Source organism: Bacillus sp. z26, assembly GCF_058313635.1.
This window is the reverse complement of the sequence record NZ_JBZFQM010000001.1, coordinates 137,811-160,105: the sequence shown is the minus strand read 5'-3', so window position 1 is coordinate 160,105 and position 22,295 is coordinate 137,811. Positions and strand designations below refer to the sequence as shown.

At 39.1% G+C, this 22,295-nt stretch carries 21 protein-coding genes and 2 other annotated features; of the genes, 19 read left to right on the top strand and 2 right to left on the bottom strand.

Annotated features, from left to right (window positions below; all coding sequences use genetic code 11):
* Nucleotides 1–9: 9 nt before the first annotated feature.
* From odhB to AC4G3K_RS00630, 10 genes are all read left to right on the top strand, one after another.
* On the top strand, nt 10–1,257 hold the full coding sequence (odhB, locus tag AC4G3K_RS00675; RefSeq protein ID WP_491132123.1) for a 2-oxoglutarate dehydrogenase complex dihydrolipoyllysine-residue succinyltransferase: 1,248 nt from the start codon (nt 10–12) through the stop codon (nt 1,255–1,257).
* 421 nt (nt 1,258–1,678) lie between these two features.
* Nucleotides 1,679–1,935: a binding site (T-box leader), on the top strand.
* A gap of 42 nt (nt 1,936–1,977) precedes the next feature.
* Nucleotides 1,978–2,215: a binding site (T-box leader), on the top strand.
* Nucleotides 2,216–2,265: 50 nt separating this feature from the next.
* Nucleotides 2,266–3,660, top strand: a complete 1,395-nt coding sequence (locus AC4G3K_RS00670; protein ID WP_491132122.1) for an anthranilate synthase component I family protein — start codon at nt 2,266–2,268, stop codon at nt 3,658–3,660.
* Entirely contained in the window at nt 3,641–4,234 is a 594-nt protein-coding gene (locus AC4G3K_RS00665; RefSeq protein ID WP_491132121.1) for an anthranilate synthase component II, read from the top strand. Before AC4G3K_RS00670 ends, AC4G3K_RS00665 begins: the two co-directional genes overlap by 20 nt.
* The gene (trpD, locus tag AC4G3K_RS00660; RefSeq protein WP_491132120.1) at nt 4,227–5,264 is read left to right on the top strand and encodes an anthranilate phosphoribosyltransferase; all 1,038 of its coding nucleotides are present in this window, start codon (nt 4,227–4,229) and stop codon (nt 5,262–5,264) included. Before AC4G3K_RS00665 ends, trpD begins: the two co-directional genes overlap by 8 nt.
* Nucleotides 5,249–6,040: an indole-3-glycerol phosphate synthase TrpC gene (gene trpC / locus AC4G3K_RS00655; protein ID WP_491132119.1), complete on the top strand. Its 792-nt coding sequence runs from the start codon at nt 5,249–5,251 to the stop codon at nt 6,038–6,040. Before trpD ends, trpC begins: the two co-directional genes overlap by 16 nt.
* A complete protein-coding gene (locus tag AC4G3K_RS00650) occupies nt 6,037–6,654 on the top strand; it encodes a phosphoribosylanthranilate isomerase (RefSeq protein WP_491132118.1) in 618 nt (205 codons plus the stop codon). Before trpC ends, AC4G3K_RS00650 begins: the two co-directional genes overlap by 4 nt.
* Nucleotides 6,654–7,859 carry a tryptophan synthase subunit beta gene (trpB, locus tag AC4G3K_RS00645; RefSeq protein WP_491132643.1) on the top strand — a complete coding sequence of 402 codons (1,206 nt, stop codon included), beginning with the start codon at nt 6,654–6,656 and terminating at the stop codon, nt 7,857–7,859. Before AC4G3K_RS00650 ends, trpB begins: the two co-directional genes overlap by 1 nt.
* Nucleotides 7,852–8,670: a tryptophan synthase subunit alpha gene (trpA, locus tag AC4G3K_RS00640; RefSeq protein ID WP_491132117.1), complete on the top strand. Its 819-nt coding sequence runs from the start codon at nt 7,852–7,854 to the stop codon at nt 8,668–8,670. The genes trpB and trpA overlap by 8 nt, the downstream gene beginning before the upstream one ends.
* A gap of 112 nt (nt 8,671–8,782) precedes the next feature.
* Nucleotides 8,783–9,268: a DinB family protein gene (locus AC4G3K_RS00635; protein WP_491075349.1), complete on the top strand. Its 486-nt coding sequence runs from the start codon at nt 8,783–8,785 to the stop codon at nt 9,266–9,268.
* A gap of 360 nt (nt 9,269–9,628) precedes the next feature.
* Nucleotides 9,629–10,429, top strand: a complete 801-nt coding sequence (locus AC4G3K_RS00630; protein ID WP_491132116.1) for an aminoglycoside phosphotransferase family protein — start codon at nt 9,629–9,631, stop codon at nt 10,427–10,429.
* Between the two features lie 174 nt (nt 10,430–10,603).
* Here AC4G3K_RS00630 and AC4G3K_RS00625 read toward each other — a convergent pair whose 3' ends face one another.
* Entirely contained in the window at nt 10,604–10,915 is a 312-nt protein-coding gene (locus tag AC4G3K_RS00625; RefSeq protein ID WP_491132115.1) for a hypothetical protein, read from the bottom strand.
* Nucleotides 10,916–11,050: 135 nt separating this feature from the next.
* Between AC4G3K_RS00625 and AC4G3K_RS00620 the strand changes: the two genes are divergently transcribed.
* The 3 genes from AC4G3K_RS00620 to trhA all read left to right on the top strand — a co-directional run bounded on the left by AC4G3K_RS00620 (nt 11,051) and on the right by trhA (nt 14,489).
* Complete coding sequence (locus tag AC4G3K_RS00620; RefSeq protein ID WP_491132114.1) at nt 11,051–11,842, top strand: 5'-nucleotidase, lipoprotein e(P4) family; 792 nt, start codon at nt 11,051–11,053, stop codon at nt 11,840–11,842.
* Nucleotides 11,843–12,319: 477 nt separating this feature from the next.
* Entirely contained in the window at nt 12,320–13,777 is a 1,458-nt protein-coding gene (locus AC4G3K_RS00615) for an NAD(P)H-hydrate dehydratase (RefSeq protein WP_491075345.1), read from the top strand.
* A gap of 67 nt (nt 13,778–13,844) precedes the next feature.
* Entirely contained in the window at nt 13,845–14,489 is a 645-nt protein-coding gene (gene trhA / locus AC4G3K_RS00610) for a PAQR family membrane homeostasis protein TrhA (RefSeq protein WP_491075344.1), read from the top strand.
* Between the two features lie 65 nt (nt 14,490–14,554).
* Here trhA and AC4G3K_RS00605 read toward each other — a convergent pair whose 3' ends face one another.
* The gene (locus AC4G3K_RS00605; RefSeq protein ID WP_491075343.1) at nt 14,555–15,259 is read right to left on the bottom strand and encodes a type 1 glutamine amidotransferase domain-containing protein; all 705 of its coding nucleotides are present in this window, start codon (nt 15,257–15,259) and stop codon (nt 14,555–14,557) included.
* A gap of 231 nt (nt 15,260–15,490) precedes the next feature.
* Between AC4G3K_RS00605 and AC4G3K_RS00600 the strand changes: the two genes are divergently transcribed.
* The 6 genes from AC4G3K_RS00600 (at nt 15,491) to AC4G3K_RS00575 (ending at nt 22,250) form a co-directional block, all read left to right on the top strand.
* Nucleotides 15,491–16,210, top strand: coding sequence for an MBL fold metallo-hydrolase (locus AC4G3K_RS00600; protein WP_491132113.1), 720 nt, complete (start codon nt 15,491–15,493; stop codon nt 16,208–16,210).
* Between the two features lie 714 nt (nt 16,211–16,924).
* Nucleotides 16,925–18,220: an ABC transporter substrate-binding protein gene (locus tag AC4G3K_RS00595; protein WP_491132112.1), complete on the top strand. Its 1,296-nt coding sequence runs from the start codon at nt 16,925–16,927 to the stop codon at nt 18,218–18,220.
* A gap of 86 nt (nt 18,221–18,306) precedes the next feature.
* The gene (locus AC4G3K_RS00590; RefSeq protein ID WP_491075340.1) at nt 18,307–19,266 is read left to right on the top strand and encodes a carbohydrate ABC transporter permease; all 960 of its coding nucleotides are present in this window, start codon (nt 18,307–18,309) and stop codon (nt 19,264–19,266) included.
* Nucleotides 19,263–20,105 carry a carbohydrate ABC transporter permease gene (locus AC4G3K_RS00585; protein ID WP_491075339.1) on the top strand — a complete coding sequence of 281 codons (843 nt, stop codon included), beginning with the start codon at nt 19,263–19,265 and terminating at the stop codon, nt 20,103–20,105. The genes AC4G3K_RS00590 and AC4G3K_RS00585 overlap by 4 nt, the downstream gene beginning before the upstream one ends.
* A gap of 71 nt (nt 20,106–20,176) precedes the next feature.
* On the top strand, nt 20,177–21,181 hold the full coding sequence (locus tag AC4G3K_RS00580) for a LacI family DNA-binding transcriptional regulator (protein WP_491075338.1): 1,005 nt from the start codon (nt 20,177–20,179) through the stop codon (nt 21,179–21,181).
* 157 nt (nt 21,182–21,338) lie between these two features.
* A complete protein-coding gene (locus tag AC4G3K_RS00575; RefSeq protein WP_491132111.1) occupies nt 21,339–22,250 on the top strand; it encodes an ROK family protein in 912 nt (303 codons plus the stop codon).
* Nucleotides 22,251–22,295: the final 45 nt, after the last annotated feature.

Sequence of the window (22,295 nt, the reverse complement as noted above, 5' to 3'; positions counted from 1 at the left end):
AATATAGAGATGGCAGAGGTAAAAGTACCAGAATTAGCGGAATCAATTACAGAGGGAACAATTGCACAATGGCTTAAACAACCGGGTGAAAAGGTTGAAAAAGGTGAATATATCGTAGAGCTTGAAACAGATAAAGTGAATGTTGAAATCATCTCCGACTATGAAGGAGTTTTGACAGAGCAATTAAAAGAAGAGGGAGATACAGTTCTTGTTGGTGAAGCAATTGCGCTTGTAGATGCTGATGGAACGCCTGCACAGAGTGAAGAACAAGAACCTGCTCCAAAAGAACAAGTGAAAGAAGAGCCAAAAGCAGCAGCTCCAGCTCCAGAACTGATAGAAGTGAAAAAGGGAAATAAACCGGTAGCATCTCCATCTGCACGTAAACTCGCGAGAGAAAAAGGGATTGATTTAAATGAAATCCCGACAGTTGATCCTCTTGGCAGAGTACGTAAACAAGATGTGGAATCCTTTAATGGACAAGCACAACCTAGTGCGCCTGCACCTAAGCCTCCAAAACCGGAAGCTAAAAAAGCAGCACCTGCACCGGCTTCTGGTAAACCGGAAGAACGTGTGAAAATGTCTCGTAGACGTCAAACGATAGCGAAACGTTTAGTTGAGGTACAGCATAATACAGCGATGCTGACTACATTTAACGAAGTAGACATGACCAATATTATGAACTTACGTAATAAACGTAAGGATGCATTCCAAAAAGAGAATGATGTGAAATTAGGATTTATGTCCTTCTTTACAAAAGCAGTTGTGGGTTCTCTTAAGAAATATCCACTTTTAAATGCTGAAATTCAAGGTGATGAGCTGCTTCTCAAAAAATATTATGATATTGGAGTTGCCGTTTCTGCTCCTGAAGGTTTGGTTGTTCCAGTGGTCAGAGATGCAGACCGTATGAATTTTGCTGAAATTGAAAGAGAAATAGGCAGTTTAGCAAAAAAAGCTCGTGATAATAAATTGGCTCTGTCAGATTTACAAGGCGGAACCTTTACAATCACAAATGGCGGTGTTTTCGGATCGCTAATGTCTACTCCTATTCTAAATGGTACTCAAGTAGGTATCCTGGGTATGCATGGTATAAAAAAACGTCCGATTGCTGTTGAAGATGATAAAATCGAAGTTCGCCCAATGATGTATATCGCCTTATCCTACGATCACCGTATTGTCGATGGAGCAGAAGCAGTTAGCTTCCTTGCAAATGTCAAAAAATTAATTGAAGATCCGGAATCTTTATTGCTTGAAGGATGAGGTTTAATTAAATAAATAAAAAAGAAATATCAAGCGAAAATAGATTTGATGCGACAATCGAAACACATTAAAAAATATAGATGATAAATGAATAATAAATGATTTATTATTCAAGTGAAATTTACTAAAAAGAGTGTCAAATTCGTACTGAATTTGCACTCTTTTTTGTAAGCATGTACTGCCACCTTCCTATATGACTTTGAGTTTTCATCAGAAGAGTGATAATCGATTAAATATAGGAAATAGTTGTTTATACTAATAGATAAACTAATACTGAATTCTGAGGTAAAAAAACAACTTCTTTTTATGAACATATCATTCTATAAAATATAGGAAATTTAAACACATCTATTTACCTAAAATTAACAAAATATATTGACAGTTCAAAATATTTAATTTAATGTTAAGAACAAATTAAACAATGAATGCGTTGATGAAGAGTAGTAGCATTTGAAAAAGTTTTAGAGAGCCGATGGGTGGTGGGAATCGGTACATTTTCATTTGTGAATGGACTTCGGAGTTGCCGGGCAGAACGTGAGTAAAACAGTATGCTTAGGCCGGTTTAGCCGATCGTTATTATGGGCTGACAGTTAGTTGTTGATGACAGCAGCTGTTTTGAGGTGGATTGCTGATTTCGGCATTCAATGAAGGTGGTACCGCGGGTCTCTCGTCCTTTTTAATAGGGGAAGTGAGGCCCTTTTTGTATGGTGAAAATTAAATAAATAAACGTTAAGAAAGAGGAGTAGCATAGATGTATGGCACTACAGAGAGCCGGAGTGGGTGAGAACCGGTATGCAGACTTTATGTGAATGGGCTTTCGAGTGATTCCTTGAATGGTTAGTAGGGGAATACGGGATTCCGCCGTTAAAAGGATAGGATATCAAATGATGGAATCATTCCATAACGAGTATCTGAAAGAGATCCAACGGGGGTGGCACCACGATCATACGTCCTCCATAAGCAATTTATTTGCTTATGGAGGATTTTTTTATTTTCAGGGGGGATTACATGAGAAAACCGACCATTATCAGGGTACACCTGACAGCTAATGAACAGAAAAAACTTGAGGCTATAAGTGGAATTACTGATCCATATAAGGCTTTGCTTGAGTTCCCTTCTCCAAGTGGCAGCAGAAACAGAATTATCGCCTTTAATCGATATGCAGAAATAAAGACGGATATTGATGGAACCTTTTTTATTCAAGGTGGTCAAATGGCAAAGAAAGTGAACGATCCGCATGAGTTTATAAAAGCTTCACTTGATATAGATGCATCTCTTTATCCTGATCTTCCATTTAAAGGTGGAGCCATTGGATTTGCAGGCTATTCGTATAGTTTTCACTTTGAAAATATGAAGCCACCGGAAAAGAATCCAGTTGGTATTCCGGATTTACACTTTCTTTATCATACCGATTATTTTGTTTACAGTGGTGACGATTTTTCCGAATGCAGCCATCTCCATTTAGATTATGAAGGTGAACAATCAGAGGCAGAGTTAATAGAAACCATGCAATCCTTTCGTGAAAAATTATCATTGTCAGGTAAAATAACTGAAAATAAAGAGTATGTGATTCATGGTATTAAAAGCAATACGAATAAGGAAGAATTTATGGAATTAGTCACCTCATTAAAATCAAAAATTAATAACGGTGATATATTTCAGGCCGTTTTATCACAACGTTGGACCGGTTTATTTACAGGAGATTCACAAGATTATTACCAGAAATTAAAGAAAGACCATCCCGAAACGTTCCATTTTCATATTGATTTTGGATTCTATAAATTAGTGGGTTGTTCACCTGAACGATTGATTGCAATCAATCAGGGTGTCATTTATTCCAATCCAATTGCGGGTACCAGGCCAAGAGGGGTAAATCTTAGTGAAGACGAAGAGCAAATGTCCAGCTTTAAAGAGGATGAGAAAGAGAAGGCAGAACATATCATGCTGGTGGATCTAGCTAGAAACGATTTGGGGAAAATCTGCAATCCGCATAGTATAGACATCAAAAGGTATATGGAGATTGAAAAATTTAAAAATGTGATTCACCTTGTATCGGAAATAGCAGGTGTATTAAAGGAAGAAGTTCATCCAATGGATGCCATTAAAGCTTGTCTGCCAGCTGGCACAGTTTCAGGTGCCCCAAAGTTAAGAGCAATGGAGCTGATTACAGAAGCTGAGCAAGAAAGAAGAGGGGCATATGGCGGAGGAATTGGCTTTGTCTCTTATGGAGGAGAGTTGGATTTGGCATTGGCAATCAGGATGGCTGTGATTAAAGATCAGCATATCCATATCCAGGCAGGTGCCGGCGTTGTCTACGATTCCAATCCAGAGAATGAATGGTATGAAACACTTTATAAAGCAGGGTTTAAGGAGGTTGGAATCCATGATTTTACTTATCGATAATTTTGATTCATTTACGTATAATCTTTATCAGCTTTTATTGGAATCAGGAGAAGATGTACTGGTTAAACGAAATAACTCCCTTACGATTCAGGATATAAATCAATTATCACCAACATCCATTGTCCTGTCTCCCGGACCCGGACGACCGGAAGAGAGTGGAATATGTACTGAATTGATTAAACATTTCTGCAGCCGAATACCTATTTTAGGCGTATGTCTCGGTCATCAGGCCATTGGCCAGGTGTTTGGTGCTACGGTTTGCAGAGCGAGACAAATCAAGCATGGTAAAACTTCAAGAATCATTCATAGAGGAGATGAGATTTTTAAAGATCTCCCTCAAAGTTTTCAGGCGATGAGATATCATTCTCTCATTATAAAAACAGACCCATTTCCTGAAGAGATTAAGATTATCGCAAAATCTGAGGAGGACGATGAAATTATGGCTGTTCGCCACAAGGAATATCCCTTATATGGTGTACAGTTTCATCCTGAATCGATTGGAACTCCATTTGGGAAAACGATTCTATCTAACTTTCTGCAAATAACTTTGAAGGAGACGGTCGTCCATGAATGAGTATCTCTTAGAATTAAGTAAAGGTAAGAGTTTATCAGAGGATGAGATTGCGGATGCTGCAAATCAAATGCTAAGTCCAGCTGTTTCTGAAGCGGAACTGGCAGCATTTTTGATGGCGATTGGATTGAAGGGATATGGGAGTAAGGAATTGCATATTATCGCAGAAATCATTCGGAAGGAGTCGACACACCAGCTTGGGGATATCCCTGATGCGATGGATAATTGTGGAACTGGAGGTGACCAGAGCAACAGTTTTAATATCAGTACAGCCTCGGCATTTGTTTTGGCAAGTGCAGGAATCAACATGGTTAAGCACGGAAATAAAAATATGACGAGTCAATCTGGCAGTATGGATGTTCTGAAAGCATTGGGCATTAATACGATCAATCAAATGGAACAAGCGAGGGAAGCTATTCATCAGTCTAATTTAGTTTTTTTGAATGCCAGTCATATCCATCCTAAATTAAAAAGGATCGCTGCTGTCCGTAAGCAACTGGGAATTCCTACGATTTTTAATGCAATCGGACCCTTGACAAATCCCGTGCAATTAACCTATCAAGTGGTTGGTGTGTATGAGGAAAAGCTATTAAGTTTGTATGGAGAAGTATTGTTGAAAGCAGGCAGAAAGAGGGCTGCCATCATCCATGGAGCAGGAAATATGGATGAAGCTTCGTTAGCTGGTGAAAACAAACTATACTTCGTTCAGAATGGAAAGATATCAGAAGAAAACCTTCATCCCCATGATGTTGGATTAAACGTATCAGACAATATTCATTTAGCCGGTGGTGGACCGGCTGAAAATGCTAAAAAAATGATTGAGATTTTCGAGGGGGAAAAGAATCCATGCCGTGATGCCGTCCTCCTGAATGCAGGCATTGGCTTATTTGTTTCAGAGAAAGTTCCGACGATTCGGGAGGGTGTCGTGTATGCTGCTGAATTAATTGATTCGGGTGCTGTCTTTAAGAAATTACTTGAAGTTAGAGGGCGGGATAACAAGAAAGGAGCCGAGGGTGTATGCCAACCTATTTAACAAAGATCGTGGAACAGAAGAGAAAAGAACTAAATAGTTTAAAAGCAATTGAAATACCGGGTAGCGTTAAAGATAAACCAGTGAGCGGATCATTTACTGCGCGAGTCAAAAGTCAGTCGACACTTGGAGTGATTGCTGAATTTAAACGGTCATCTCCCTCAAAAGGAGTCATTCATGCTCTCGCCAATCCTATAGAGATAGCTAATAAGTACGTGGATGGAGGTGTAGATGCTATTTCTGTTTTGACGGATAAAGAACACTTTAACGGAAGTTTTGAAGATTTGCAGGCTGTAAGCAGTCATATCAATCTGCCAGTCTTATGTAAAGATTTTATATTGGAAGAAACTCAGATTAATCGAGCTTTTTTATCAGGTGCAGATTTGATCCTGCTGATTGTGAGAATTTTATCACCACCAAAATTAACTGCTTTATATGAGTATGCTGTCCATCTTGGTATGGAAGTGTTACTTGAAGTACATGATGAAGACGATTTGGAGATAGCTCTGTCCCTGCAGCCAAACCTTATTGGCATAAATAATCGGAATCTTCAATCATTTAGTACAGATTTAGCTGTTACTGAACGTTTAATCAAGTTAATCCAAGACCCTTCCATCATCGTTATAAGTGAAAGTGGTATCAGGAATTTGGATGATTGTCTGCGTGTTGCCAATGCAGGGGCAGATGCGATTTTAATGGGAGAGGCATTAATGAAACATCAAGATCCCGATCTTTTCATACAAGAGATAAAACAAATCGAAAGAAGGACCATCCGGTGAAGGTGAAAATCTGCGGAATCCAAAAAATGGAGGATGCGCTGACAGCTGAAAAAGCAGGTGCGGATGCATTGGGATTTATGTTTGCTGAAAGTAAGCGAAGGGTTACACCAGAAGTAGCAAAATACATCATATCTAAACTGGATAGTAAGAGCTGGAAGGTTGGTGTCTTTGTCAATGAAGAAGTTGAAAGGGTGAAAAAAGTGGCACAGGATTGTGGATTGACAGCAATTCAGCTTCATGGAGAAGAAAACCCGGCGGATTATTTGGAGGTAAACTTACCGATTATTAAATCCATAGGAATTGCATCCAATCAAGCAGATTTAGATATTAGGCAAGTGCAGCATGCGGATTATATTTTGTTGGATGCTGCAGCTCGAGAATATAGAGGCGGAAACGGAGTCACGTTTGACTGGGAGAAGGCAAGAGGACTGGGTCATAAATTCCCAAACATCATTCTTGCGGGTGGCTTGAATCTTGAAAATGTAGGTACTGCGATTAATGTTGTAAATCCATATATGGTAGATGTCAGCAGCGGTGTGGAGATAGATGGGAGAAAAAACACACGAAGAATCTATGAATTTATAAAAATGACAAAAGAGGGGGAAATCAAGTGATTAATGTAAAAGAATATCCAGATGCAACTGGGCGATATGGAGAATATGGGGGTAGATTTGTACCGGAAACATTAATACCTGCTTTGCTTGTATTAGAAGAAGCGTATAAAACCATAACTCAGGATGAGGCATTTATCACTGAATATAGGTTGCTGTTAAAAGATTATGTAGGAAGAGAAACTCCGTTATACTATGCGAAAAATCTAACCAATCATTTAGGTGGCGCCCGAATTTACCTTAAACGGGAGGATTTGAATCATACGGGTGCTCATAAAATAAATAATACGCTGGGCCAAGCGTTACTTGCCAAGGCGATGGGCAAAAAGAGGATAGTGGCAGAAACAGGTGCCGGTCAGCATGGAGTCGCGACCGCTTCTGCTTGTGCTTTGCTTGGGTTAGAAGCAGTTATTTTTATGGGAGAAAAAGATATAAAGAGACAAAAGCCAAATGTACTGAAAATGGAATTGTTAGGTGCTAAGGTAGTATCCGTTCAGCAGGGAAGCCGTTCATTGAAGGATGCCGTAAATGAAGCTTTGCGTTATTGGGTCAGTCATATTGAGGATACTCATTATTTATTGGGTTCCGTTATGGGTCCGCATCCTTTCCCGCAGATCGTGCGAGATTTTCAATCTGTAATCGGGCGGGAAACAAGGGAGCAATTCCTGGCATTACAGGATAGATTACCGGATCAAATTATTGCCTGTATTGGGGGAGGCAGTAATGCGATTGGCATGTTTTACGAGTTTTTAGAGGATAATCAGGTTTCTTTAATTGGTGTGGAGGCCGCTGGCAAGGGATTAGGTACGAAAGAGCATGCTGCTTCCATTTCAAAAGGAGAAAAGGGAATTTTACACGGTGCACTCATGTATCTTTTACAGGATAACGCTGGGCAGGTGGAGGAAGCGCACTCCATCTCGGCGGGACTTGATTATCCGGGAGTCGGACCGGAACATTGTTTTTTGAAGGATGAGGGCAGAGTGGAGTATACATCTATACAAGATGATGAGGCATTGGAAGCTTTTAAACTTTTAACAAGAAAGGAAGGGATTATTCCTGCGTTGGAAAGCTCGCATGCGATAGCAGAAGCGGTCAAACGAGCACCTGGCATGGAAAAAAATCAGTCAATAGTGATTTGTCTATCCGGGAGAGGAGATAAAGATATGGATACCGTTATGAACGTAATGGGAGGTGGAGAGCATGCCTAATAAGTTGGTGGAACATTTTTCAGATACTAAAGAGCATGGAGGAAAAGGGTTTATTCCCTATATTATGGCTGGTGATGGAGGTGTGCATCAGCTCATTTCGACCATTAAATACTTTGAAGAATTAGATGCATCCGCCATCGAAATAGGGATACCGTTTTCTGACCCAGTGGCTGATGGCCCAAGCATTCAGGAAGCGGGACTACGTGCCCTGAAACTAGGGGTTACCTTAACGGATATATTGGATGAGCTGATTAATACCGAAGAAACTATCGCGATTCCGTTGATTGTTATGACGTATGCCAATCCAGTGTTGAGATTGGGAATCCATCAGTTTGCTGTTAAGTGCAGAGAAGCATCCGTAAGTGCCTGTATTATACCGGATGTACCGCTTGAAGAAGAATTGGTTTTTAAAGAAGCTCTAAATAAGGAAGGGATTGTGTTGATCAGGCTTGTGCCATTAACGGCCAATCCATCTCGAATGGCAGAGCTTTGTGATGGAGCGGAAGGTTTTATTTACGCCGTAACAGTAAATGGTACGACAGGGGAACAGGCTCAGTTAAATGATGTAACCTTTAAAGAACAAATTTCTCAACTTAAGCACTATACAAATTGTCCGATTTATGCAGGATTTGGCATTTCCAGTTCTACGACCGCTAATCAATTGTATGACTATTGCGATGGGGTTGTTGTGGGAAGTAAGGTTGTGACTCATCTCTATCAAGGGACTCACCAGGCATTAGAATCATTTATAGGAGAGCTGAACCGAAATAAGGAAAAACAAACCACCAGCCATACAGTTGGCAAGGTATGATTTACCATGTGAAAGACTGTTTTCCTGCTGTTTTTCTTCAGAATAAATTGGGTATATAGGACAGAAGCCCATTATTTTATGAAGGGAATACAGATAATTTGGAGGGGTATAAATGGAAACGTCTGGTATGCAAAAACAATTTGAGTTAACCAGAACCAAACTGCATGAAACTTTTGAGGATTTAACTGAAGCAGAAGCTGACTTTCAACCAGAAGGTTTTAATAATACAATTCGCTGGCAATTAGGTCATATCCTAGTCAGTGCGGAAGCAATCTTATTCGATTATCCTGACAGTGGGTCACCACTTTCAAAGTTATATGGTGAATTTTTTTGCAGCGGGACTTCTCCAAAGTATTGGCAAAGAAGCGCGCCTTCTCTGAAAGATATAAAAGCCAATTACCTCACACAGGAAAAGAGAATTAAAGAACTTCCGCCAGAATACTGGCGAGAAGAGGTAACCGGCCCTTTAAAAAAATTCAATGTTGAAACAAAAAGCGATCTGTTTCACTTCTTACTAAATCATGAAGCGATACATCTGGGACAGATTCAATCTTTAAAAATATTGACAAAACACCATACTACGACTAATCAGTACTAATATAGGCGGGTGTAAACCTGCTCATTTACTAAAGATAAGGAATTCAGAAGGAGTCTTTGAAGGGCTATATTCTGAATTCCTTCTTTATTTATAGCAGTTATTTAATTTCTGAATGGCACTGTATAGAGGATGTTTAGTTTTTTAAAGAGGAAGATTATACCTTTGCAGCTTGTAAATTGCGGAGTACTCATGAGTATCCCCTTTGAAATGATTCAGCCGGTGTGATTCTTCACTGTTAAGAATATTTGTAGCGGAAATCATTCAAGGGATTTATGGTGTGGATAATTAAATTCCTCTTACCAAGGCGTAAACACATTTTTATTAACACAATTCCAGTTCCCCAAAATTGGAGGGATTTAAATGGCAAATGAGTACGAAAGTGAAGAAGTATTGACAGGTGGAAACGTTTCAAACGTATATCGGATTGGTGATACTGTGCGACGAGACTTAAAGACAGAAGGGACTAAAATTCATAAGCTTTTAAAGCATTTGGAGAACAAAGGTTATAAGAGTGCGCCAATGTTTTTTGGTGTTGATGAAAAAGGAAGAGAGATCCTGTCATTTATTGAAGGAGAAGCTGGTCATTATCCTTTAAAAGAGTATATGTGGTCAAATAATACCTTAAAAGACATTGCGCTTATGCTGCGGCTCTATCATGATGCTGTAAGTGACTTTCCATTATCAGATGAATGGAAACCGATGGATCAGACTCCGGACAACAACATGGAGGTTATATGTCATAACGATTTTGCCATATACAACATCATTTTTAACCACAAAAAACCGGTGGGTATTATTGATTTTGATATGGCTGCTCCAGGGCCAAGACTTTGGGATATCGTCTATACTCTTTATACGTGCGTCCCTTTAAGTAGGCTTTATCATACGGAAACAGGTGAGGCGGTTTATTATAAATCTTCAACGGATGCCAAACGTATCAAACAAAGAGTGCAATTATTTTTTGAATCATATGGGATGGTGGACTTGAAAGAAGAGTTTTTAGAGATGGTCTTGTTACGCTTACAAGCTTTAAGGCAAACTATGCTTCAAAAAGCTAGTAAAGGCAATCTTGCTTTTCAACAGATGATTAATCGAGGAGAGCTGGACCATTATCAAAAAGATATCTACTTCATTCGTGAACACGGAAAAGAATGGATCTGAGATATAAATGAATGAAAAAGTGAAAGCGTTAAGCCTAAATGGTTTAGCGCTATTTTTGTTAATCAGGAATGGTTATTCAAACGATATTGCTAGAGGATATAATTATACAAATGTAAAGATGATCTTAAAGGATGGTCAACCATCTAGTTTATGGTTTAAGTTTTTTTACTGAATTTAAAGATAGTCCATTAAGTAGGTTAGAATTGGCGGTAATAATAGTAGGATAACTGCGCTGTTTATAAGTGTATTTGAGATTACTTTCGGAAGTCTTTTTATCCCTTTTCCCTTATACCATCCACTAAATTGCCACCTATTTCTGTAAAGAACGAAAATTAAAATAAGAATGGCGATATAGCCTAACCAAAAATACTTAGAGTCCGTACCAATCAATGTATAAATCGACTCTAGGAAGAATCCGCCCATAGCTCCAAGAAGCAAGAATATAGCAAGAATTCTTATAATTTCTAATAAAACTTTTGCAGCCATTTCAATACCACTCTCCTCATAAATAAATCCTTTATCAGATATTACCATATATAACCAAGTGGGTGTTGATTTGTTTTACGATAAAATTTAATTAAATTATATACCATTGGAGAAACTGTTCGAGAGGTGATTGGAATGAAAAGGAATACGATAAGAAAAGCATTTATCGTTATCGTTCTATTCTGTGTTTGGGGTAATATGCCGCTATACAGTGTTGAAGCAAGTATGTATAAAAGCCAGCAGGATGAAAATGTTATGTCGGTCCTTTGGTATCAACAGTCAGCGGAAGCTGATGCGTTATACAGGCAAGGATATGAACTGGCAAAACTTAGACTTGATCAAGCGTTACAACATAAGACAGATAAGGATAAAGCCATTATTTTGGACATTGATGAGACCGTATTAAATAATAGTCCTTTTTTAGCTCAAATAGTACAAAAGAACATTTCCTTTAATGAAGGTTGGGATGAGTGGGTGTCTCAAGCAAATGCCAAGCCACTACCCGGAGCATTAGAATTCCTTCAATATGCAGATATGAAAGGCATCACAATCTTTTATGTGACAAATAGGAAAAAGCACATATACGAGGCTACCGAAAAGAACTTGAAGAAGGCTGGGTTCCCGCAAATAGATAATGGACATCTAATTTTACTGACAGACGAAGTGAGTAAAGAATCAAGAAGGCAAGCAATCGAAAAGAACCATGACGTTATTCTTCTCCTCGGTGATAATTTAATTGATTTCTCTAAGGAGTTTGACTCTTTAGATTCCCAAGAACGAAAAAGACAAGTTGAGTTAATGAAGAATAGGATAGGAAATAAGTTTATTCTTTTTCCGAATCCGATGTATGGAAATTGGGAGAAAGCATTAAATAAAGGAAAAGTACCAGGTATTGATCGAAAAACTTTACTAGATACAGATGGTTGAATGGAGGTCGGCACCGATTGCGGAGCCGGCCTTCTTATTTTTTATCGGCCAAATTTTTTCGGTAGCTTTTCAACGCTTATATCATGCTTATAGCAAGTCAAAAGGTCTGTGAAAGGCGGGTCAAAGGTGCTTTCATCCGGCTATGAAGCGGCTATGCACCCGCTATCCCGGGTCAAAGGCGTGTGAAAGGAGGGGAAAGCTGCTTTCACCGGGCCATGAGACACCTATGCTCCAGCTATCCGGGGTCAAAGGCGTGTGAAAGGCTGGCCAAAGCCCCACTATGTCCTGGCTATGAAGCGACTATCCCCCGGCTATGAAGCGACTATCCCCCGGCTATGAAGCGACTATCCCCCGGCTATCAGGCACCTATCCCACCTCTATCCTCACTCAAAGTTCCTGGATACATGTCATATCGCTTAAATTGCTCGATGCTATTGTTGTATACTAAAAGTAGAAGTAGAAGAGAGGTGTCCATTGATGAATATTTATTTTTCGAATGAAATTAGAAAAATAGACAGTAAAGCCGCGGCAGACGGGTTATCTATCTTTACTTTGATGGAAAATTCCGGGCAGGCTTTGTTCAGAGAAGTAACGAATCTAATCCATAAAGAAGATGAGATTGGTATACTCGCCGGGAATGGAAATAATGGAGGAGATGCGATTGTCCTTGCGAGACTGTTATTGAACTACGGATACAAGGCAAGGCTTATCTTACCGTTTGGACTGCCTAAGTCTGAAGTCGCTCAGCGACATTTTTCTTATTTTATTACTTGTGGATATCCATACACCCAAACAATTGAAAATGAATATGATGTTCTGGTAGATGGGCTTTTTGGAATTGGTTTCAAACCACCATTATCGGATGAAGCAGAGCGAGTGCTGGCCTATTGGAATCAATCCAAAGCATTGAAAATTGCGGTAGATATCCCATCCGGTGTAGAAGCAGATAGAGGAAATGTAATGACAGCTTTTAAAGCAGATTACACTTTATGCTTACATGGAATTAAACCTTCCGCTTTTTTAGTACCCTCGACTGACTATTACGGCACAGTTAAATCTCTTGATATTGGATTAATCCAGCAATCGGGCTGGAGAGTGTGGGAAGAGGATGATGTCAGAAAAACCTGGCCCGCTTTACCCAATAATCCGCACAAAGGGTCATTTGGAACCGGGTTGTTAATTGCTGGAAGTGGAGAGATGCCAGGATGTGCAATTTTGGCCGGACTCGGTGCTATGCGTTCCGGTATAGGGAAACTGACGATTGCAACTGATAAAAGTGTATCAACTATCATTTGTCAGAGGCTTCCTGAAGCAACCTATTGGTATCAACCGCTTCAACAATTAAAAGAGAATAAACAATTATCCAGTATGAAAGCTGCAGCAATTGGACCGGGCTTAGATCATGATAGTCATTTGGAGAATAAAGTACAGTTTTTGCTGGAGCAGTCAGATCTGCCTCTTATTCTAGACGCGGCAGCTCTCCAAAAAAGAGAGTATCCAAAGGGGCGACAGGCACCCATTATTCTGACACCGCATCCTGGTGAAATGGCACGAATAACGGGTTTATCTGCTAAGTGGATCAATGAAAACCGCATCACGGTAGCGCGTGACTATGCGATTGAACATGAGGTGACGGTCGTTTTAAAGGGAGTAAATACGGTCATTGCTTTTCCTGATGGAACTGGATATATCAATCAAACGGGTAATCGTGGACTCTCAAAAGGAGGCTCGGGTGATACATTGCTCGGCATCATTTTAGGGTTAATGTGCCAAGGTGGGCCAGCATCCTATTCTTCAGCAGTGGCGAATGCTGTTTTCCTACACGGGAAATCATCAGAATATTGGGCAAATGACCGTGAGCCGAGTGCAATGCTTGCAACCGACATTATGGAGGTTTGGCCCTATCTAATAAAAAAATTAAAACTTAAAAAATAGTTAATTAGGTATTAAGTTAGTAAAAAAGCGGGAATAGACAAATAACAACAGAGAAAGGAGCATAATGATGAATCGTGTCTATACATACACCCAAAAAGAGGAAATTGTAAACGCAATTACGCACGGCATTGGGGCAGCTTTATCCTTTGCAGCTCTCATTTTAATGATTACTTTTTCTGTAACGAATGGAGCTGAAGATAGACTATCGGTAGTTCTAATTTACGGAATATCGATGCTGATGCTTTTTACATTTTCGACTCTGACACATGCATTTCCTGAAGGAAAAGTCAAAATGGTTATGGAACTTTTTGATCATGCCTCCATCTATTTGTTTATTGCAGGGACATATACACCTTATGCAGTCATTGCAATTGGAGGTAAGACAGGGTATACATTATTGGCAATCATTTGGACTTTAGCAATAGCTGGAATTATTTTTAAAGCTCTTTTTCTAAGAAAATTTGTCGTTCTCTCTACTATGATTTATATCGTAATGGGTTGGTTGATTATTGTAGCTTGGGAGCCTTTGAAAATGGCGGTTCCACCAACTGGATTAATGATGCTGGTGTATGGCGGTTTATTATACACCGTAGGTAGCATCTTTTATGTATGGAGGGGGTTTCCTTATCACCATGCAATTTGGCATTTGATGGTATTGGTTGCTTCAATCCTCCACTTTTTATCCATCTTTTTGTATGTTTTGCCTATGTAAATCTAAATCATAAAAAATGTCGATTCAATACTCCAACAAAGGTTTGGAGTTTGAATCGACATTTTTTAATAGGTTCTGCGATTTTGTAAGAAGCGTAAAGTCATCTCACCTACTGCACGTGCACTTTGTGGATTTTGCCCTGTGATTACTCGCTCATTTTCTACCACATGTGAGGTGAAGGGAATAGCTGATTTTGTGAATTTTCCTGCTTTAGCGGATAACTCATTTTGAAGCTTAAACGGTATATTGTTCGCTGCAAACATAATCGTTTCTTCCATATTTGTATAACCGGTTACTGTTTTTCCTTCCAATAGATGAGTCCCATCTGATAATTCAACATTTAATAAAGCAGCAGGCCCGTGGCAAACAGCCGAAACGACCCCGCCATTTTCATAGATTTCAGCAGTCAGTTTTTGAATACTGGACTGGTTAGGGAAGTCCCACATCGTGCCATGCCCGCCTGCAAAATAGATACAGCTATATTCATCAGCCTTAACCTCATCAATCGAAATGGTTTTATCCAATCTACTGATAAAGTACGGATCCAAATAGTATTCCTTTGTCCTATTATCCAGCAAAACAGGGAGAAGGCTTTTTGGATCCAGGGGTACTTTGCCACCCATTGTACTGACAATATCAACCTCATACCCTGCAAGTTTTAGACAATCATAAAAATGTACAAGTTCACTTAACCATAAACCTGTTTTATTTTTTTCATTTTTCATATATCCATGGCTCGTAACAACTGCCAATATTTTCTTTTTGACCATCATAATTCCTCCCATCTATAAAGTGTAATTTTAACATAAATTGACTCACTTGACCTATTGTTAGGGGTTGTAAAAAAGGAAGTGGTGAAAAGAGTTAATTAATCCGTTTAGTGAAAGCAGTATACCTTGTTGTTTAATAATGTTAAAATATTCCTAAAAAAGGAGGTGTGCCGAGGCTCGGTCTTTGTGCCGGGATTGGCAAGGATGATGCGTATTGCGGAGGGGTTAGAAATGTTGGAATTGGAAATGAAGCTTAATGGACGCTCTATGATGATTCACCCTGTAATCGTAAATGATAAGGACGATTGGACGTTAATTGATACGGGTATGCCCGGTTTAGCTGAAGATATCATCTCGTATGTTGAGAAAGCTGGAATATCTAAGAAACCACTTCGAGCTATCATTCTTACGCATCAGGACATAGACCATATTGGAGGTTTTCCAGGATTTTTAGATGCATCGGGGGAGGCATCATTTGATGTCTACGCTCATGAAGATGATCGAGATACAATTGATGGAAAAGTTGGCCTTTTAAAGTTCCCACCTGAGAATCTTACCGCAGAGTTAGCATCATTACCGGACGAAGTACGCATATCGTTCGAAAATGTCTTTATAAGGTCGTCCAAGCCAAATGTGAAGCAACTATTGGCGGATGGAATGAAACTTCCAATGGGAGGAGGGCTGTCGGTCATTCATACGCCGGGTCACACGCCAGGCCATGTTAGTCTGTATCATCATGCAAGTAAGACGTTGATAGCGAGTGATGCTTTAGTAATCCATAACGGTGAACTCCAACCTTCCTCACCGTATTCCACGGTAAACATGGAGCAGGCTCTTCAATCATTAGAGAAGTTTACACCTTTTGATATCGAGAATGTTGTCTGTTATCACGGCGGGCTAATGCGTGGAGATATTAATCAGAAAATCAAAGAATTAATTGCTCGTAATTAAGCCATTTCTTGGTGGTGTTTAGGCAGACCCACCAGAACGAAAAGAAAAATAAAGGTTTGTTTTCTCTCAGACGATGAAGAAGCGTTAGGAATGATATCCTGGCGCTTCTTTCATATATTCATGAGAGTATCAGGCGTTTCTCCGTGCAGGAGGAATTTTTGATAGGAACAACTCACACATGAACGGCAGGGAGCCTATCTTAAAATTATAGAGATAAAATTGAAACTATTATACTAAAAACCATGGCGAACTCTATCATTCATATCAGTATATTACAGTTTGTTCCTTTCATTTTTAATAACCATAGTGGCATGAAGCTCCAAGGAATCAATAGTCTTTGCAATTTAAAGAGCCGTTATCTACGAAAAAGAACATAGGATATTGAGGCTAGCTTACTAGGCATTAAATAATACCCATTTGATTTTTAGGTTAAGAGGAGCTTTAACGAAAGCGATTTCCATAATCGCTTATTAAATTTCCAATAAGTGGTTGATTTTCTATTTGTTTGGATTTATAATCATGTTGAAAGCGGTTTCATTATGTATCATTTACATAACAATTGTACTTTTTAGGAAACCGGTTTCTCTGTAGTGGAGCTATTATCATATTTTTAGAGAATAGCATGGTAAAGGAGGTAGGAAAGGATAAGAATTTATAATAGCCATTTTGGATTCGGTGTACGGCAGACAAAACAATTATAAGGGGGTTTCATAAATGAAAAGTTTTAAAAAACTGGCTGCGATCGGATTATCTACGGCATTGGTATTCTCATTAGCAGCATGTAAGGATGATGAAAAGACTTCTTCAAACGGTGGTAAAAGTGGAGAAAAAGTTACCTTGGATTTCTGGACATTTGGAGCTACGAATTATGAGGATCTTGCGAAGGAATATGAGAAGGAAAATCCAAACGTCAATATTAAAGTAAGAGCAGCTGAAACAGCAGATCACCATGATGCTTTATTCACCGCTTTATCTGCTGGAGGCGGAGCGCCTGATATCACGATGTTGGAAATTGACCAACTGGACCGTTTTAAAGGAGCACAGGATCGCTTTGAAAACTTATATGATCTTGGTGCAAAAGACATTCAGGATCAATACTTAGATTGGAAATGGAAAACAGGTGAGAATGATAGTGGAGATTTCTTGATTGGTCTGCCAACAGATATTGGACCGAAAGCCTTGTACTATCGTGCAGATTTATTTGAAGCTGCGGGTCTTCCAACAGATCCTGAGGAAGTAGCCACGCTGATTAATTCACCAAAAGCTTTTGAAGAAGCTGGTGTAAAAGTGAAGGAAAAAACAGGAAAAGTATTCATAGATAGTATTGAAATGGCATTCAGAGCTTACTTGGATGGTGCAGAGACAACATTCCTTAATTCTAAAGGGGAGTTATTGATTGAAGAGGATGGTAACGCCGTTAAAGAAGCTTATGATTATGCTGTGAAATTGAATGAAATGGGTATTGTCGGTAAATTTGAAATGTGGTCACCGGAGTGGGCAAATGCTGTAAATAAAGGTGAATTTGCTGCTGAATTAGGTGCTGGCTGGTTAAAAGGCTGGATGGAAGGGAATGCGCAAGAAGCTTCCGGTAAATGGAGAGTAGCGACATTGCCATCTGAATTTGCGGCAAACTGGGGTGGTTCATTCATCTCCATACCAAGCGAAACGAAAAATGCAAAAGAAGCATATAAATTTACTTCATGGTTAGTTTCTCCAGACAATCAACTGAAATCCTTCCAAGACAAGGGACTTTTCCCTTCCGCACAATCTGTATATGAAATGGACGCTTTCAAAACAAACGAAGATGCCTTCTTTGGCGGTCAAGCAACAGCACCGGTATTTGCTAAAGCAGCACAAGATATCAGTGGAGCTGTTTATAAAGGGGAAAAATACTTTCCAATCTATTCAGAAGTACTGAATGGCTTAAAGAACGTTCAAAATAAAGGAACGGATCCTGAAAAAGAATGGAAAGCTGCTGTTAAGCGCTCCAAGGGCTTATTGAGCAGGTAATTTTAATAGATTACTAATAAGGTGGGAATCGGCGTGATTTTCATGGAAACGCCGCTCCCATCTTTGATAAGAAAAGAGGTGTAGAAATGGATCCAGTGAAAGCGAATCCTAGTATGAACGAAATCAAAGTTAAAAAGAAGCGAGCTATGTCTGAGGCTAAAAAAGATATGTATTCCGCTTATTTATACATTGCTCCTTTCTTTATCATTTTTGCGATTATTGGTTTGTATCCGATGATTTTCAGTATTTATTTAGCGTTTCAAAAGTGGAATGGTCTCAGTCCCATGGTCTCAGTGGGGTTGGATAATTTTAAGGTTGTTTTAACAGACCCTCTATTTTGGAAGGCTGTTTACAATACGATTGTTATGGGCATTATGGGCACGGCTCCGCAAATTGTGTTTGGAATCATTTTTGCTTATCTGTTAAATCTAGCCTTCCTAAGATTTAAAAACTTCTTCAGAGTCACTATTTTTATGCCCTATATTACATCAATGGTTGCGGTAGCCCTGATTTTCAGTGTGCTGTTCAGTAATCATGAATCCTCCTTAGCCAATTATGTTCTTAGTTTAGCAGGTCTTGATCCAGTAAGCTGGGCAAGTTCAGAATGGGGAACGAAAATTGCGATATCCATTATGGTCTTTTGGCGATGGGTTGGCTATAATACGATCATTTACCTAGCAGGAATTCAGAGTATTCCCAATGAATTGTATGAAGCCGCCACGATTGATGGGGCAAATAAAACGCAACAGTTTCGTTACATAACGGTTCCATTGTTAAAACCATTTATTATACTGACGGTCTTTACTTCTACCGTTGGAGCTTTGCAGCTGTTTTCCGAGCCTACTATCTTTATGGGAACAGGTGCCTTTACAAGAGATGAAGCTATGACGATTGTTATGTACCTGTATCGTGATGCTTTCAGATTGCAATCCTTTGGCACTGCTTCTGCAACAGCTATTATTTTGCTGGTATTAATCTCAGTGATTGCAGCAATCAATGTATACGTAACTTCTGGAGTTGGAAGAAAAAGGAGGGGTGGGCAATGACTAAAAATAAAAAAGTAAGGAAATTTTCCATAAGCAAACTATTAGTTTATGGCTTACTGGGCATCTCCTCCTTATTATCCTTGTTCCCGTTTTATTGGATGTTTGTAATGGCGACTAGTCCAAGCTCGGCCTTTAACTCGATTCCTCCCACCCTTACACCGGGGAATATGTTAGTTGAAAATTTTAAAAAGGTATTAAATCAAATTGATTTCTTCGGTTCAATGTGGAACTCTTTTGTCATTTGTGCCATCGTAACCATCGTAGTACTATTCATTAGTTCATTGGCCGGTTTTGCATTTGCAAAGTTTACGTTCCGGGGAAAAAATGTACTATTTGTCGCAATTTTGCTAACGATGATTATTCCGCCGCAACTGGGTTTAATCCCACAATATTTCCTTATATCAAAGGCTGGCATGCTTGATACCTTACCAGGTGTAATGGTGCTTTTCTTTTTAAATCCTTTGGGAATATTCCTCATGAGGCAATATATTAGTAAATCGGTTCCTGATGAGCTTATTGAAGCAGCAAAATTAGATGGCTGTTCTAATTTTAGAATTTATCGCAGTATCATCGTGCCGATTACGCTTCCTGCATTTGCAACATTGGGTATTATTGTGTTCACGGCAGTATGGGGTGAGTTCTTATGGCAGTTCACTGTATTAAGGGATCCTGAAAACTATACCATTCAGGTAGCATTGGCTCAATTAAGCAATACACATAATGTGGACTTTGGAATGATTATGTCAGGAGTATTTTGGGCAACAGTTCCTCTGTTACTAGTATTCTTATTCTTTAATAAATTATTTATTTCTAGTATTACGGAAGGCTCTGTTAAATAAACAATCGCTATTAAAACTCCTATTACTCTAATTGGATAATACTATATGACTCGGATTTAGAAGGGATTTACATGAATTTAACCATTAAAGATATAGCGCAAATGGCCAATGTTTCTCAGGGTACCGTTTCAAAGGTCCTTAATAATTACGAGGGAATAAGTGAAAAAACGAAGAAAAAGGTTATGGATATCATTAACCAAAATGGTTACGAGCCCAATTTTTCCGCTAGATCCCTAGCAACGAAAAAATCAAATCTAATTGGGTTAATTTATGCAGGAAGAATTAACGTAGATATGACCCATCCTTATTTCAATGAGGTTATCTCTTCATTCAAAAAAAATATAGGTTTACTAGGATACGATATTTTAATGTTTTCAAACGAAAACTTTCAATCGGATAATGGTAGTTATTTGGCAAGATGCCGGCATTTTAATGTGGATGGCTGTTTAATTATTGCGGGTGAAGAAGTAGAGGAATCCACCTACGCTTTAGCCTTAGACGGTCTACCATGTATTGGAATCGATATTGAATTAAAAGGACCTAAAGCAAGTTACATTATGACGGATAATTTAGGGTTGTCGAGAAAAGTAGTGGAGTATCTCTATCTTAATGCCATTAAAAAAATCGGTTTTATTGGCGGCAAATTTGATTCTCCTGTTTCGATCTTTCGCAAACAAGGTTTCCTGGAAGCGCTGAATCAATTTGGTCTAGAGATTCGTGAGGACTGGATTCAGTACGGTGATTTTCACGAGGAAAGCGGGTATGTGGCAATGAAGCAAATACTTCAATCTAAAACCTTACCTGAGGCTATTTTTGCGACATCAGATATGATGGCACTTGGAGCATTGCAAGCGATTAAAGAAGCAGGCTTAAACTGTCCGGAGGATATCCGGTTAATTGGCTGTGATGATATTGCAGCTTGCCGTTATAGTCATCCAAAATTAACAACGGTGAAACAGGATAAAGAGAAATTTGGTAAATTATCTGCCTATATGCTCGATGATTTAATTAATGACAGATCCCAATTAAAACCAGTATTTATTGACTCAGAATTAATTATTCGGGAATCATGTTGAAACAATTCTCCCGTATTCTGAGCTTCCCAGGTACAGGTATAAACAAGAATCTATTTTAAATAAAACAAAAGATGTCTATTTAAGATTATTTGATTTAAATACGATAAAACGGAAGAAGCAGCTTATTTGTAAAAAATGGGTGACTGGAGGTTTTGTGGTGAATTACTACGTGGTACTTGATGTTGGAGGTTCTGCCATTAAATATGCTCTTATGGACGAAACGGGTTGCTTTATTGAAAAATCCTCCCTTCCTACTCCTAAAAAGAGTCTCACCAAATTTATGGATACGGTCGATTCAATCGTTAAAGAGTTTGATAAAAAGTATCAGTTAAAAGGTCTGGCTGTGAGTATGCCGGGTGCTGTGAATATTGAAACAGGAATGATTGAGGGGATTACAGCTCTTCCTTATATTCATGGTCCCAATATGAAAGACCTTCTTCAGGAACGCACAGAGTTACCGGTTGAATTGGAAAATGATGCAAATTGTGCTGGACTGGCAGAAGGCTGGATTGGTGCGGCAAAGGATGTAAAGGATTATCTTTGTATTGTAATTGGTACCGGAGTTGGCGGTGCAGTGGTCCTTGATAAGAAGATTAGGCATGGAAAAAATGGGTTTGCCGGAGAATTTGGCTATATGATGATGGAGAACTATCTGGGAACTCAATCAGCGGAAACCTATAGTACGTTGGCAGCCGTTGGCGGATTGATTAAGCAGGTGGCTAAACGGAAAAGCATGGACCCCGATGTTCTTAACGGTAAAATGATATTTGAGCTTGCAGAAAATGGAGATACGGAAGTACAGAACGAGATTGATAAATTTATGCGGCGGCTTGCTGTGGGCATCTATAATTTACAATTTATTCTTGATCCGGAGAAGATTTTGATTGGTGGTGCAATTAGTCATCGTGAGGGGTTTATCGATAAGATTAATGAAACATTAAACGAAATGAAATATGACACAGAGGGATTAACAGTCAAAGTCGAAAGATGTCAGTTTGGAAATGACTCTAATCTAATCGGTGCTTTGTACCATTTTTTACAGCGGCAGAAGGACTCCATTCTGGTTTGAAGCTAGATTGCGAGAGTGTCTCAGTGACTTTGTAATAAAAGAAAT

Excerpts from the sequence above, each read along its gene's own strand:
- AC4G3K_RS00585 (WP_491075339.1), top strand. The coding sequence starts at position 19,263 with ATGACTAAAAATAAAAAAGTAAGGAAATTTTCCATAAGCAAACTATTA.
- trpC (WP_491132119.1), top strand. The coding sequence starts at position 5,249 with ATGCCAACCTATTTAACAAAGATCGTGGAACAGAAGAGAAAAGAACTA.
- AC4G3K_RS00580 (WP_491075338.1), top strand. The coding sequence starts at position 20,177 with ATGAATTTAACCATTAAAGATATAGCGCAAATGGCCAATGTTTCTCAG.
- trpA (WP_491132117.1), top strand. The coding sequence starts at position 7,852 with ATGCCTAATAAGTTGGTGGAACATTTTTCAGATACTAAAGAGCATGGA.
- trpD (WP_491132120.1), top strand. The coding sequence starts at position 4,227 with ATGAATGAGTATCTCTTAGAATTAAGTAAAGGTAAGAGTTTATCAGAG.
- AC4G3K_RS00620 (WP_491132114.1), top strand. The coding sequence starts at position 11,051 with ATGAAAAGGAATACGATAAGAAAAGCATTTATCGTTATCGTTCTATTC.
- AC4G3K_RS00630 (WP_491132116.1), top strand. The coding sequence starts at position 9,629 with ATGGCAAATGAGTACGAAAGTGAAGAAGTATTGACAGGTGGAAACGTT.
- AC4G3K_RS00605 (WP_491075343.1), bottom strand. The coding sequence starts at position 15,259 with ATGGTCAAAAAGAAAATATTGGCAGTTGTTACGAGCCATGGATATATG.
- AC4G3K_RS00615 (WP_491075345.1), top strand. The coding sequence starts at position 12,320 with ATGAATATTTATTTTTCGAATGAAATTAGAAAAATAGACAGTAAAGCC.
- AC4G3K_RS00595 (WP_491132112.1), top strand. The coding sequence starts at position 16,925 with ATGAAAAGTTTTAAAAAACTGGCTGCGATCGGATTATCTACGGCATTG.
- AC4G3K_RS00590 (WP_491075340.1), top strand. The coding sequence starts at position 18,307 with ATGGATCCAGTGAAAGCGAATCCTAGTATGAACGAAATCAAAGTTAAA.
- AC4G3K_RS00625 (WP_491132115.1), bottom strand. The coding sequence starts at position 10,915 with ATGGCTGCAAAAGTTTTATTAGAAATTATAAGAATTCTTGCTATATTC.
- odhB (WP_491132123.1), top strand. The coding sequence starts at position 10 with ATGGCAGAGGTAAAAGTACCAGAATTAGCGGAATCAATTACAGAGGGA.
- AC4G3K_RS00635 (WP_491075349.1), top strand. The coding sequence starts at position 8,783 with ATGGAAACGTCTGGTATGCAAAAACAATTTGAGTTAACCAGAACCAAA.
- trhA (WP_491075344.1), top strand. The coding sequence starts at position 13,845 with ATGAATCGTGTCTATACATACACCCAAAAAGAGGAAATTGTAAACGCA.
- AC4G3K_RS00600 (WP_491132113.1), top strand. The coding sequence starts at position 15,491 with ATGTTGGAATTGGAAATGAAGCTTAATGGACGCTCTATGATGATTCAC.
- AC4G3K_RS00665 (WP_491132121.1), top strand. The coding sequence starts at position 3,641 with ATGATTTTACTTATCGATAATTTTGATTCATTTACGTATAATCTTTAT.
- AC4G3K_RS00670 (WP_491132122.1), top strand. The coding sequence starts at position 2,266 with ATGAGAAAACCGACCATTATCAGGGTACACCTGACAGCTAATGAACAG.